The organism is Streptomyces cavernae (assembly GCF_004023625.1).
Taxonomy (GTDB): Bacteria; Actinomycetota; Actinomycetes; order Streptomycetales; family Streptomycetaceae; genus Streptomyces; species Streptomyces cavernae.
In genome coordinates, this window is the sequence record NZ_RPDJ01000002.1 from 240,138 (window position 1) to 252,773 (window position 12,636).

The following is a 12,636-nucleotide window of genomic DNA, read 5'->3' on the forward strand; positions in this document are numbered from 1 at the left end:
GTCTCCCTCAGCCTCAGCCCAGCAGGCCGGTGCGGATCGGTGCGGCGTCGTGATCCGCGTGCGGGTGTACGTGGTCGTGGCCCGGAAGGGCATGCTGGCCGACGGCCTTCGGGGGCGGCCCGTCGTGCAGCACGCAGCCGTCGCGCAGGACCACCGCGCGGTCGATCAGCGGTTCCAGGGGCCCGAGTTCGTGCAGGACGAGCAGCACGGAGGCGCCCTCGGAGACCTGCTTCTCCAGGGTGTCGGCCAGCACCTGCTGGCTCGCCAGGTCGACGCCCGCCATCGGCTCGTCCATGATCAGCAACTCGGGTTCGGCGGCGAGCGCGCGGGCGATCAGGACGCGCTGGTGCTGGCCGCCGGAGAGGGCGTTCACGGAGTCCTTGGCGCGCTCCGCCATGCCCACGAGCTCCAGCGCGGCCCGTACGGCGTCGTGGTCGGCCTTGCGCAGCATGCCGAAGCGGGTGCGGGAGAGCCGGCCCGAGGAGACGACTTCGGTCACCGTCGCGGGCACGCCTCCCGCGGCGGTGGTGCGCTGCGGGACGTAGCCCACGCGCCGCCAGTCGCGGAACCGGCGGCGCGGGGTGCCGAAGAGCTCGATCTCGCCGGCGGTGACCGGGACCTGGCCGATGACCGTGCGCACGGCGGTGGACTTGCCGGAGCCGTTGGCGCCGAGCAGCGCGACGACCTCACCGTGGTGCACGGTGAGGTCGATGCCGCGCAGGACGGGGCGCGAGCCCAGCTCGGCCCGTACGCCCCGCAGGGATATGACGGGCTCGCTCACGGTGTCCTCCGTAGGAAACTGGGGATCACTTGGCTCCCAGGGCTGTCTCAAGGGCCTTGAGGTTGGACTCCATGACCGCGATGTAGTCGTCGCCTCGGGACTTTTCCGTGATGCCCTCGACCGGGTCGAGCACGTCCGTCTTCAGGTTCGCGTCCTCGGCGATGGTCTTCGCGGTCTTGTCGCTGACGAGCGTCTCGTAGAACACCGTGGTGACGCCGTCCGCCTTCGCCATCTTCTCAAGGTCCCGCACCCGGTTCGCGCTGGGCTCCGACTCCGGGTCGAGGCCGTTGATGGCCTCCTCGGTCAGGCCGTAGCGCTCGGCGAGGTAGCCGAAGGCGGCGTGGGTGGTGATGAAGACCTTGGTCTTGGTGTTCTTCAGGCCGTTCTCGAACCGGGAGTTGAGTGCGTCGAGCTTCTTCACCAGGGCGCTGGTGTTCGCCTGGTAGGTGGCGGCGTTGTCCGGGTCGGCCTTCTCGAAGGCCCTGCCGACGCCCTCGGCGATCTCGGCGTAGCGGACGGGGTCGAGCCACACGTGGGGGTCCTTGCCGCCCTCTTCCTCGCCGTGCTCGTCATCGTGCTCGGCCGCGTGGCCGCCGACCTCGTTGCCGTGCTCCTCGAGGGTGGTCAGCGAAGCGGCGTCGACCTTGGTCTTGATCTCGGACTGCTTGACGGCCTCGTCGACGGAGGGCTGCAGGCCCTGGAGGTAGAGCGCCACGTCCGACTCCTGGAGCTGCGCGGTCTGCTTGGCGCTGATCTCCAGGTCGTGCGGCTCCTGGCCGGGTTCGGTGAGCGTGGTGACGGCGACCTTGTCCCCGCCTATCTCCTCGGCGAGGAACTGCAGTGGGTAGAACGAGGCGACGACGTCGAGCTTGCCGCTCTCGTCGGCGGCGGAGCTGGTGGAGGAGCAGGCGGAGGTGGCGCCCAGGGTCAGGGCGGTGACCGCGGCCAGGGCCGCGCCCGGTATGAGTCGTCGTACGTTCATGACAGTCATTTTCAACATTTCTGGAAATGATTGTCAACAAGCGCCCGGGAACTCGTGGAGGGAGCGAAAAGATCCGCTTGCCCGCCGGCCGACGACCGGAGGACGCTGGTCCAAGGGGGATCGATTTGATCCGGGGGGTGCGCCCGCCGGTAATCTGAAGCATTCGCTCCGAAGCTTCCGCCCACCCGTCTCCCGACCACCACCCCTCATCGAGGCGCTTCGCGCCGCCCCAGTAATAAAATTCGTCGTCGTCGTAATGAAGAGAGCACCGTGGCCGCCGACAAGATCGACACCATCGTCAGCCTGAGCAAGCGCCGTGGCTTCGTCTACCCGTGCAGCGAGATCTACGGCGGCCAGCGCGCCGCCTGGGACTACGGGCCGCTGGGTGTCGAACTCAAGGAGAACATCAAGCGCCAGTGGTGGCGCTACATGGTGACGTCACGCGAGGACGTCGTCGGTATCGACTCGTCCGTGATCCTGGCGACCGAGGTCTGGGTCGCCTCCGGCCACGTGGCGACCTTCACCGACCCGCTCACCGAGTGCACCTCCTGCCACAAGCGCTACCGCGCGGACCACCTGGAAGAGGCGTACGAGGCCAAGCACGGCCGCCTCCCCGCGAACGGCCTCGCCGACATCAACTGCCCCAACTGCGGCAACAAGGGCCAGTTCACCGAGCCCAAGCAGTTCTCGGGTCTGCTCTCCACCCACCTCGGCCCCACCCAGGACTCCGGCTCCATCGCGTACCTGCGCCCCGAGACCGCCCAGGGCATCTTCACCAACTTCGCCCAGGTCCAGCAGACCTCGCGCCGCAAGCCCCCGTTCGGCATCGCGCAGATGGGCAAGTCGTTCCGCAACGAGATCACGCCGGGCAACTTCATCTTCCGCACCCGCGAGTTCGAGCAGATGGAGATGGAGTTCTTCGTCAAGCCGGGCGAGGACGAGAAGTGGCACGAGTACTGGATGCAGGAGCGCTGGAACTGGTACACCGGCCTCGGCCTGCGCGAGGAGAACATGCGCTGGTACGAGCACCCGCAGGAGAAGCTCTCCCACTACTCCAAGCGCACCGCCGACATCGAGTACCGCTTCCAGTTCGGCGGCAGCGAGTGGGGTGAGCTCGAGGGCGTCGCCAACCGCACCGACTACGACCTGGGTGCCCACTCGAAGGCCTCCGGCCAGGACCTGTCGTACTTCGACCAGGAGGCCGGCGAGCGCTACACCCCGTACGTCATCGAGCCCGCGGCCGGTGTCGGCCGCACCATGCTCGCCTTCCTCCTCGACGCCTACACCGAGGACGAGGCGCCCAACGCCAAGGGCAAGATGGAGAAGCGCACCGTGCTGCGCCTCGACCCGCGGATCGCCCCGGTCAAGGTCGCGGTGCTGCCGCTGTCCCGGAACCCGGAGCTGTCCCCGAAGGCCAAGGGCCTCGCGCAGACGCTGCGCCAGCACTGGAACATCGAGTTCGACGACGCCGGCGCCATCGGCCGCCGCTACCGCCGCCAGGACGAGATCGGCACCCCGTTCTGCGTGACGGTCGACTTCGACACGCTGGACGACAACGCGGTCACCGTGCGCGAGCGCGACTCGATGAAGCAGGAGCGCGTGTCCCTGGACCAGATCGAGGGCTACCTGGCGGGCCGCCTGATCGGCTGCTGACCGGCGCACTTGGCGCGCCCAGCTGCTCCTAGTGCACCCAGCTGCACCCGGCGCACCCGGCGGTGCGGCGGCGACCGGAACTTCCGGTTCGCCGCGCTGATCGCCGATCTCCGGATCGCAACGAAAACCCCGGTTCCGTAACGGATGTAACGGACCCGGGGTTTTCGCAATCCGGGGGCCGGAGCCCTCCGAAGGAACGGTCGAGCGGCCCGCAGGGGGCGGGTCGCCGGACCTTCACGGGGGCAACATGCGTAAGCAGGCAGTCATCGGCGCCGCGACCATGGCACTGGCGATCGGCACGGTGGCGTTCGTGGCGACGGACAACACGGACAGCACGGACAACTCCCGGCAGTCTTCCGCCAGCCGCTCCGAGGTGCAGACGCAGACCGTCACGGGGGCCCGCCTGCCCTCCGCCCGGTCCATCGCGACCGGTCTCACCGCCGACCAGCGGATCGTCCGCTTCCGCGTCGACCGGCCGGGTGGCGCCGTCTCGTTCGGCAAGGTCCGCGGTCTCAAGGGCGACCGGAAGCTGATCGGCATCGACTACCGGGTGCAGAACGGCAAGCTGTACGGGGTCGGCGAGCGCGGCGGCATCTACACGCTCTCCGGCGCCAAGGCCACCAAGGTCTCCCAGCTCAGCGTCGCTCTCCAAGGCACGTCGTTCGGTGTCGACTTCAACCCGGCGGCCAACCGGCTGCGCGTCATCAGCGACACCGGCCAGAACCTCCGCCACAACATCGACGACCCGGCCGGCGCCCCGGCCGCGGGCACCACCGCGGTGGACGGCACGCTCACCAACCCGCCCGTGCCGCCCGCCACCACCGGCGCCACCGCGACCGGTGTGACGGGGGCGGCGTACACCAACAACGACCTGAACGCGACGACAGCCACCACGCTCTTCGACCTCGACACCGCCCTCGACCAGGTGTCGATCCAGTCCCCGGCCAACGCGGGCAACCTCGCGCCCACCGGGAAGCTGGGCGTGGACGCCGGCTCCGCCGCCGGCTTCGACATCGTCACCTCCGGTTCGAGCAACACCGGCTACGCCGCCCTGCGCGTCGGGGGCGCCCAGCGGCTGTACAAGGTCAACCTGCTGAACGGGTCGGTCGCGAAGATCGGCACCTTCAACAAGTCCGTGGTCGACCTGGCGTTCCCGGTGCGCTGATCCGACGCCCTTCCGGGACGGGCCGTGCATCCGGTTACAGCCGGGTGTACGGCCCGTCAAAGTCCCTGTGAAGGGGCTCCTGTGGACCGTGTGCTTCGTGCACACTGGGCGCGACTCGCCACCACCAGTCAGGAGGCGTCATGCCGTCGATGACCACGAGCAAGGTCAGCAGGTGGGACCAGCACGGGCGCGAGCACATAGTGCGCGTCCGACGGGCGGGCCTGCAGCGCTCGTTGACCTGTGAGACCTGCGGCTGGCGCCAGGGCGCGCAGTTCCTGCCCTGGCTCAAGGCCGAGGAACACCTCGCGGACGCGCACCAGGCGACGGTGGATCCGACGGAGCCGAGGACGACGGACTCGTAGGGCCGCCGGCCGCGCACTCCGCGCGGGGCCGGCCGTCACTGCTCGCCCGGCGCCATCCACATCCGCGGGTCCGTGAGCGGCGCGAAGCTACGGCCGCCGTCCAGCTGCAGCAGCGGCTTCACGGCGAGCGCCGAGCCCAGCAGGGCCGGCAGGTGGCTGACGGTCTGCTGTCGACAGCCCTGCCGTCGACATCGTGTCGCCGACAGCCCTGTCGTCGGCGAGACCTACCCCACCGTCCGCGGCAGCCGCAGGCTCAGGGCGATCGTCAGGGCCACCCCCGCCAGCTGGACCAGCAGGGTTGTCACCAGGGCGTCGCGCATGCCCGACGACGGGATCAGGGACAGGAAGAGTGTGCCCAGGGTGGCCACGCCCAGGGCGAGGGCCGACTGCTGGATGGTGATCATGACGCCGCTGCCCACGCCCGCCCGCGGCCCCGGCACCTCCGAGAGGATCACCCGGAAGACCACCGGAAGCTGAAGGGCCTGGCCCACACCCGCGATCGCAGCGCCCGGGAGGAGTTCGACGAACCCCAGGTCCGGCCAGGAGCGGTATGCCGCGAGCGCGATCAGGGCCACGCCGACCGCCTGGACCACGCCGCCGGCCGTCACCACCCGCGTACCGAACCGTGCCACCAGCCGGGGCCCCGCCAGCGACACGGCGAAGAAGGACACGGCCATCGGCAGCAGCGCGATTCCCGCTGCGACCGGTCCGCTCCCCGCGCCCTGCTGCAGCGCCACCGCGATGACGAACATGAAACCGCTGAAGCCGATCGAGAACGGGACGATCATGACGAGCCCGCGGCGCAGCGACACCAGCTCGAACAGGCTCGGCGGCACGAGCGGGGTGCGGCCCAGCCGGTCGGCCCGGCGTTCCACCAGGTAGAAGGCGCCCGCCGCGAAGGGGAACGCCGCCAGCGCCAGCCAGGTCCACAGCGGCCACCCCGCCGCCCGGCCCTCGGTCAGCGGGGCGAGGAGCGTCAGCAGGGAGAGGGCGAGCAGCAACGTGCCGGGGACGTCCACCGGTTCCGGGTGCTGCGAGCGGGTCTCCGGTACCGAACGGGAGGCCAGCACGAGTCCCGCGAGCACGACCGGCACGTTCACCAGGAAGACCGCGCGCCAGCCGCTGCCCGCGATGTCCGCGGCGACCAGGACGCCGCCGAGGATCTGCCCGGCGACCATGGCGAGGCCGGCCGTCGCGCCGTACAGGCTCATCGCCCGGGCGCGCCGGCTGCCGGCCGTCGTCGACTGGATCGTGGCGAGCACCTGCGGCAGCATCGCGGCCGCCGCGGCACCCTGGGCGACCCGGGCGGCCACCAAGGTCCAGGCGTCGGGTGCCAGCCCGCAGGCCAGCGAGGTCAGTCCGAAGGCCGCCATCCCGCCGAGGAAGAGCCGCCGGCGGCCGAACATGTCGCCGAGGCGTCCGCCGAGAACGAGCAGGACCGCGTACGAGACCCCGTACCCGGCGACCACCAGCTCCAGTACGGCCTCGCTCGCGGCCAGATCGTGGCCGATGGTGGGCAGGGCGACGTTGACGATGAAGAAGTCGATCAGAGGAAGGGCCGCACCGAGCAGCACGGTGAACAGTCCGAGCCCGCCGAGGACCGGTGCCGTGACGGGGGAGCGGACGGGGCTGAGAACGGTTCGCGTTTCGGTCACGTCCCTCAGCGTCAGCCCTCGCTGAGACTGGTACCAGAGTCTCCTTATCCTGGTACAAGCACTACCTGGCAACGGGTACCTCATGGCGGCAGGCTGGGGGAGTGACGACCATGGCCCAGACGATGACACGGCTGACAGCGCCCGGCGGAGTACCGAGGGAAGAACTGCGGGAAGAACCACCGGAGGAACCGCGGGCCGTACCGGGGGAAGACGACGTGGCGCGTGAGTCGGAGATGCGGCGCCATGAGCTGGCCGCCTTCCTGCGCAGCCGCCGGGAGCGCATCACGCCCGAGCAGGTCGGGCTGCCGCGCGGCCGGCGGCGGCGTACGCCCGGGCTGCGCCGCGAGGAGGTCGCACAGCTCTCCGCGGTCGGGGTCACCTGGTACACGTGGCTGGAGCAGGCGCGCGACATCCAGGTCTCCGTACAGGTCCTGGACGCGCTGGCCCGCACGCTCCAGCTCGACGTGGGGGAACGCGCGCACCTGTTCCGGCTGGCCATGGCCACGGACCCGACACCGGACGCACGCTGTGCGTCGATCACCCCGGCGTTGCTGGAGATGCTCCGGCAGCTGGAGCCGCTGCCCGCCGCGATCCAGAACAGCCGCTACGACATCCTCGCCTACAACCGCACCTACGGGCGGCTGCTGTGCGACCTCGACGCGGTGCCGCCCGAGGACCGCAACTGCATGCTGCTCATCACCACCAACGACCAGTGGCGCTCCTCGATCGTGCAGCTCGACGAGACGATGCGGCTGATGGCCGGCAAGTTCCGCGCCGCCATGGCCAACCATCTGGCCGAGCCCGCCTGGAAGGCGCTGCTGAAGCGGCTGCGCACGGAGTCGGCCGAGTTCTGCGAGGCCTGGGAACGGCACGAGGTGGTGGGCGCGGTCAGCAAGACCAAGGAGTTCGACAACGCGTACGTCGGCCGGCTCCGGCTGATCCACACCAATCTCTGGCTGGGCCCGGCCAGCGGACCGTACATGGTGACGTACACCCCGGCCGACGACGAGTCCCGGATCCGCGTCCAGCGCCTGCACGAGAGCACGGTGGCCCTGGAAGGCACCCCCTAGGCGTCTTCCAAGCCTCCCCGCGCCTCCCCGGGCGTCCTCTGGGCCACGGCCTCCGCCGGGTCCCGTGCCTTGGCCGACTCCAGTCGCCGCGCCGCGCGTTCCGCCGAGCGGCGCGCCCACGCTCCGCTGGTCAGCAGGCCGACGAGCAGGACCAGCAGACCGCAGCCGGCGATGATCCACCAGGCGGGGCGGGCCGCGGAGACGAACGATGTCTCGTACGAGGAGCCGTGGACGCCCGCGGCCAGCACGGCGCCGATGATCGCGACGCCGAGCGTGCCGCCGATCTGCCGGCTGGTCGAGGCGACCGCCGCCGCCACCCCGGCCTGGGACCGGGGCATCCCGGACACCGCCGTGTTGGTGATCGGCGCGTTCACGAAGCCGAAGCCGAGCCCGAAGAGGACATACCCGACGACCAGTGTCACGTTCGACGTCTCGCCCTCGAACGCGGCGAACAGCACCCCGCTCGCCGTCATCGTCACACCCGCCGTCAGCAGGGAGGGCCGCGGCCCGTGACTGCCGACCAGCCGCCCCGACAGCGGTGCGCACACGAACGTCATCGCCGCCATCGGCAGCATCCACAGACCCGCGGGCAGCGCGCCCAGGCCCCGTACGTTCTGCAGGTACAGCGTCGACAGGAACAGGAACCCGCTGAGCGCCGCGAACGCGCTGATCGCTATCACCGTCGCCCCGCTGAACGGCGCCGACCTGAAGAAGCGCAGGTCGATGAGGGGTTCGGCGCGCCGGGGCTCGTACCACAGGATGCCCACCAGCGCGGCGAGCGCGATGCCGAAGCAGGTGAGAACGGTCGGCGACGCGAGCCCCTTCTCGGGCGCGCCGATGATCCCGTACGTCAGCGAGCCCAGCAGCGCGATCACCAGCAGCTGCCCGACGGGGTCGGGGCGGCGGGCCTTCGGCGCACGGGACTCGGGCACGTGGCGCCAGGTGAGCAGGAGGGCGACGACGCCGACCGGAACGTTTATCCAGAAGATCGAGCGCCAGCCGACCGAGTCCACGAGCAGTCCACCGACGATCGGCCCGGCCGCCATCGAGATCCCGACGACCCCGCCCCAGACGCCGATGGCACGGGCCCGCTCGCGCGGCTGGGTGAAGGTGTTGGTGATGATGGACATCGCCACCGGGTTGAGCATCGAACCGCCGACCGCCTGGACCATGCGGAAGACGACCAGCGCGTCGAGGCTGGGGGCGAGGGAGCAGAGCGCCGAGCCGGCGGTGAAGACGACCAGACCCGCCATGAAGACCTTGCGGCGTCCGATCCGGTCGGCGGTGGAGCCCGCCAGCATCAGCAGCGAGGCGAGAACCAGCGTGTACGCGTCGATCGTCCACTGCAGGCCCGAGACGCTCGCGTCCAGGTCTTTCTGGAGCGCGGGCAGGGCGACGTTCAGCACCGTGTTGTCGAGGCTCACGATCAGCAGGCTCATGCAGCAGATCGCGAGCACCAGCATGCGTCGGCGAGAGCTGAGCTCGGGCATGCGGCCATGGTACGCCGGTATCGATAGTGCGCCTAACTAATGAGTGTGGCGAGTTATTCGCGTCGGGCACCTCCCGGCGTACGTGACAATGGAGGAATGTCCACGCCCACCTCGTCCGCCCCATACTCGCTGAATCCGACGCTGCAGGTCGGCCCGCACACCGTGGCGCCGCCCGTCGTTCTCGCCCCCATGGCGGGGATCACCAACGCGCCGTTCCGCTCGCTGTGCCGGGAGTTCTCCGGCGGCAAGGGGCTGTTCGTCAGCGAGATGATCACCACCCGGGCACTGGTGGAGCGCAACGAGAAGACGATGCAGCTGGTCCACTTCGACGCGAGCGAGACCCCGCGGTCGATCCAGCTGTACGGCGTCGACCCGGCGACGGTCGGCAAGGCGGTGCGCATGATCGCCGAGGAGGACCTCGCCGACCACATCGACCTCAACTTCGGCTGCCCCGTGCCGAAGGTCACCCGCAAGGGCGGCGGCTCGGCGCTCCCGTACAAGCGGAACCTGCTGCGGGCGATCCTGCGGGAGGCCGTGAGCGGGGCCGGGGACCTGCCCGTGACGATGAAGATGCGCAAGGGCATCGACGACGACCACATCACCTACCTCGACGCCGGCCGGATCGCCGTCGAGGAGGGAGTCACGTCCATCGCGCTGCACGGGCGGACGGCCGCACAGCACTACGGCGGCACCGCGGACTGGGACGCCATCGCCCGGCTGAAGGAGCACGTGCCGGAGATCCCCGTGCTCGGCAACGGCGACATCTGGTCCGCCGAGGACGCGGTGCGGATGGTGCGCGAGACCGGGTGCGACGGAGTGGTCGTGGGCCGCGGCTGCCTGGGCCGGCCCTGGCTGTTCGCGGATCTGGTGGCCGCGTTCGAGGGGCGGCCCGACGGCGTCATGCGCCCGAGTCTGCGCGAGGTCGCCGACGTCATGGTCCGGCACGCCACCCTGCTCGGCGAGTGGATCGGTGACGAGTCCCGCGGGGTCATCGACTTCCGCAAGCACGTCGCCTGGTACCTGAAGGGCTTCGCGGTCGGCTCCGAGATGCGCAAGCGCCTCGCGATCACCTCCTCGCTGGCCGAACTGCGGGCGGGACTGGACGAGTTGAACCTCGACCAGCCCTGGCCCACCGGCGCCGACGGGCCCCGTGGCCGGACCTCCGGCAACAACCGGGTGGTACTGCCGGACGGCTGGCTGAAGGACCCGTACGACTGCGCCGGCATCGGCGAGGACGCGGAGCTGGACACCTCCGGCGGCTGATCGACCCCGGGGCTCGGGCTGATCCGTGCCAGGCTCGGCTGTTCCCTACCGGGCTCGTCAGCCCTTCGACGGGCTCGACGGGCTCGACGGGCTCGACGGGCTCGATGGGCTTGACGGGGTGGAGCCGTACGCCGTCAGGAAGCGGTCGCGGAAGTCACTCATCTTCCACACGGGCGCGTCCTTCGCGGGCTTCAGACCGTCGGACCAGTTCCAGTCGGCGATCTTGTCGAACACCTCGGGGTCCTTCGCGACGATCGAGACCGGGACGTCACGGCTGGCCCGGCTGCCGCTGACCGAGGCCATCGGCTGGTGGTCGCCGAGGACGATGAGCACGGTGTCGTCATTGCCGTACCGGACCAGGTAATCCATGAGGCTGGTCATCGAGTACTGGATGGACTTGCCGTACTCCTCCTTCACCTTCGTGGAGTCGTAGAAGACGTCCTCCGGGTCCTTGCCCGCCTCCGCGATGCTCTCGTAGATCGATCCGTCGCCGACCTGGTCCTGCGGGACCGTCTTGGGGAGCGGTGCCCACGGCTGGTGGCTGGAGGTCAGGATGATCGTCGACATCAGCGGCTTGTCCTGCTTCCTGCCGTGCTCCAGCCGCTCGAACGCGGTCAGCGCGTACTGGTCGGGCATGGTCGACCAGCTGAACTTCGGCCCCTTGTACCCGAGGTCGCGGGAGTCGTAGACCTTGTCGATGCCGTAGAACTTGCCCTCCGGCCACTCCTTCTGGACGCCCGGCATGACGCCGACCGTGCGCCAGGCGCCCGTCTTCTTGAAGGCGCTGGGCAGGGTGAGGTGGTCCCCGGCGGTGACCGTGCGGTAGCGGTTCTGGTTGTCGATCCACAGGCCCGACAGGAACGTGGAGTGGCCCAGCCAGCTGTTGCCGCCGTAAGTCGCCGAGGTCAGCCAGCCGCTCTTCGCGGCGAACCCGGCCGCGCGCAGTTCCTCCGTCTTGTCGTCGAGGGTGGCGTCAACGCCCGGCGACATGATCGGGTCCTCCACCGCGCTGCGGCCGTAGCTCTCGATGAAGGTGATCATCATGTCCTTGCCGCGCAGATCGGTCAGCAGCTGATCGGGCGGGGTGTTGGCGAACTTGTCCTTCTTCGCCTCCCTCGCGAACTCCGCCTCGTCCTTCAGCGTCGCCTTCACGCGCTCCCAGCGGTTGTCGACGGCCCCGGCCGCGGTCCGGGCGGCGACCGGCATGCCGGGCAGGAGCTGGATGCCGAGCGTGGAGCAGACGAACCACACCGTGCCGGCGATCAGCGTCGTGCGGGTCACCGTGACGGGGTGCCGGGCCAGGATGTTGCTGAGCCGGACGACGGACAGTGTCGTCAGGGTGAGCACCAGGACGATGAGCGCGATGACCGCGATCACGACGCCGACCGTGGCCGCCTCGCTCAATGAGTCCTCGAGGTAGGACTTGGCGTCGTCGAACAGGACCCAGTCCAGGACGATGTTGAAGCCGCGGCCGAGGAACTGGTTGAAGCCGATGTCGAGCAGGTTCAGTATCACGAGCACGCCCAGGCCGAGGCCCGCGATCGCCGCGACGATCAGCCGGGGCTTCCGGGGCATCACCATCACCACGGCCGCACCGAAGATCGCCTCGCCCGGGATCCGCAGGAACGTCTCGGGCTGGAAGCCGGCCTCGTTGTTCGGCATGAGCAGCGCGAACAGCACCAGCGTGGCGGCGAGGGCGTTGACGGCCCAGGAGATGTTGCGCGCCGCGACGGGGTGCTTCACACGCCAGGCCCGCACGCCTTTCTGTCGCTTCTCCTGCGGCTGCTCGGCCTGCTGTTCCGCCTTCTGGTCCGCCTGCTGCTCGGCCTTCTGGGCCTCCGGCTGCTTGGCCTTCTGCGGCTCGGCCGCCTCCTGCGGTTCTTCCTGCTGCTCCTCGGCCTGAGGCGGGCCGGCGGTGTCGCCTGCGGGAGCGGTGCGGTCGGCGGACGAGGCGTCGTCGGCGTGCGTCCTGTCGGCGGGGGAGGGTGCCTCGGCGGGGGCGGGCTCCTTGACCTCGGCAGCCTCGGCAGCCTCGGTGACTTCGGCGGCTTCGGCGACGTCGGGAACCTCCGCGGTGTCGTCCGCCGTGGAGGCGTTCTCCCGGGCTGCCGCGGTGGCCGCCTCATCCGTGTTCGGCTGTTGGCGCGAGCGCGTGTATTGCGGCACCCCGATGGTCCTTCCGTACGACGCCGGTGACGGTGGGCGGGCCCGGCTG

At 70.1% G+C, this 12,636-nt stretch carries 10 protein-coding genes; 5 read left to right on the plus strand and 5 right to left on the minus strand.

What is annotated here, in order from left to right; genetic code table 11:
* Positions 1-13: 13 nt before the first annotated feature.
* Both EF387_RS13530 and EF387_RS13535 read right to left on the minus strand, forming a co-directional pair.
* Entirely contained in the window at positions 14-781 is a 768-nt protein-coding gene (locus tag EF387_RS13530) for a metal ABC transporter ATP-binding protein (RefSeq protein ID WP_128376772.1), read from the minus strand.
* A 25-nt stretch (positions 782-806) separates the two neighbouring features.
* Entirely contained in the window at positions 807-1,763 is a 957-nt protein-coding gene (locus EF387_RS13535; protein ID WP_128376773.1) for a metal ABC transporter substrate-binding protein, read from the minus strand.
* Between the two features lie 270 nt (positions 1,764-2,033).
* Between EF387_RS13535 and EF387_RS13540 the strand changes: the two genes are divergently transcribed.
* The 3 genes from EF387_RS13540 to EF387_RS13550 all read left to right on the plus strand — a co-directional run bounded on the left by EF387_RS13540 (position 2,034) and on the right by EF387_RS13550 (position 4,943).
* Entirely contained in the window at positions 2,034-3,416 is a 1,383-nt protein-coding gene (locus EF387_RS13540) for a glycine--tRNA ligase (protein WP_128376774.1), read from the plus strand.
* A gap of 247 nt (positions 3,417-3,663) precedes the next feature.
* On the plus strand, positions 3,664-4,581 hold the full coding sequence (locus EF387_RS13545; RefSeq protein WP_128376775.1) for a DUF4394 domain-containing protein: 918 nt from the start codon (positions 3,664-3,666) through the stop codon (positions 4,579-4,581).
* A 140-nt stretch (positions 4,582-4,721) separates the two neighbouring features.
* Positions 4,722-4,943, plus strand: a complete 222-nt coding sequence (locus tag EF387_RS13550; protein ID WP_128376776.1) for a hypothetical protein — start codon at positions 4,722-4,724, stop codon at positions 4,941-4,943.
* A 224-nt stretch (positions 4,944-5,167) separates the two neighbouring features.
* On the opposite strand, the gene EF387_RS13555 is transcribed toward EF387_RS13550, so the two are convergent.
* Entirely contained in the window at positions 5,168-6,598 is a 1,431-nt protein-coding gene (locus EF387_RS13555) for an MFS transporter (protein WP_128376777.1), read from the minus strand.
* A 101-nt stretch (positions 6,599-6,699) separates the two neighbouring features.
* On the opposite strand from EF387_RS13555, the gene EF387_RS13560 reads away from it, so the two are divergent.
* Positions 6,700-7,668 (plus strand): helix-turn-helix transcriptional regulator, encoded by a 969-nt coding sequence (locus EF387_RS13560; protein ID WP_420802564.1) that lies wholly within the window; start codon positions 6,700-6,702, stop codon positions 7,666-7,668.
* On the opposite strand, the gene EF387_RS13565 is transcribed toward EF387_RS13560, so the two are convergent.
* Positions 7,665-9,158, minus strand: coding sequence for an MFS transporter (locus EF387_RS13565; protein WP_128376778.1), 1,494 nt, complete (start codon positions 9,156-9,158; stop codon positions 7,665-7,667). The genes EF387_RS13560 and EF387_RS13565 overlap by 4 nt on opposite strands.
* 96 nt (positions 9,159-9,254) lie before the next feature.
* On the opposite strand from EF387_RS13565, the gene dusB reads away from it, so the two are divergent.
* Entirely contained in the window at positions 9,255-10,421 is a 1,167-nt protein-coding gene (gene dusB / locus EF387_RS13570) for a tRNA dihydrouridine synthase DusB (RefSeq protein WP_128376779.1), read from the plus strand.
* Positions 10,422-10,478: 57 nt separating this feature from the next.
* Here the strand turns inward: dusB and EF387_RS13575 are convergent, their stop codons facing one another.
* Positions 10,479-12,587 carry an LTA synthase family protein gene (locus EF387_RS13575; RefSeq protein ID WP_128376780.1) on the minus strand — a complete coding sequence of 703 codons (2,109 nt, stop codon included), beginning with the start codon at positions 12,585-12,587 and terminating at the stop codon, positions 10,479-10,481.
* Positions 12,588-12,636: the final 49 nt, after the last annotated feature.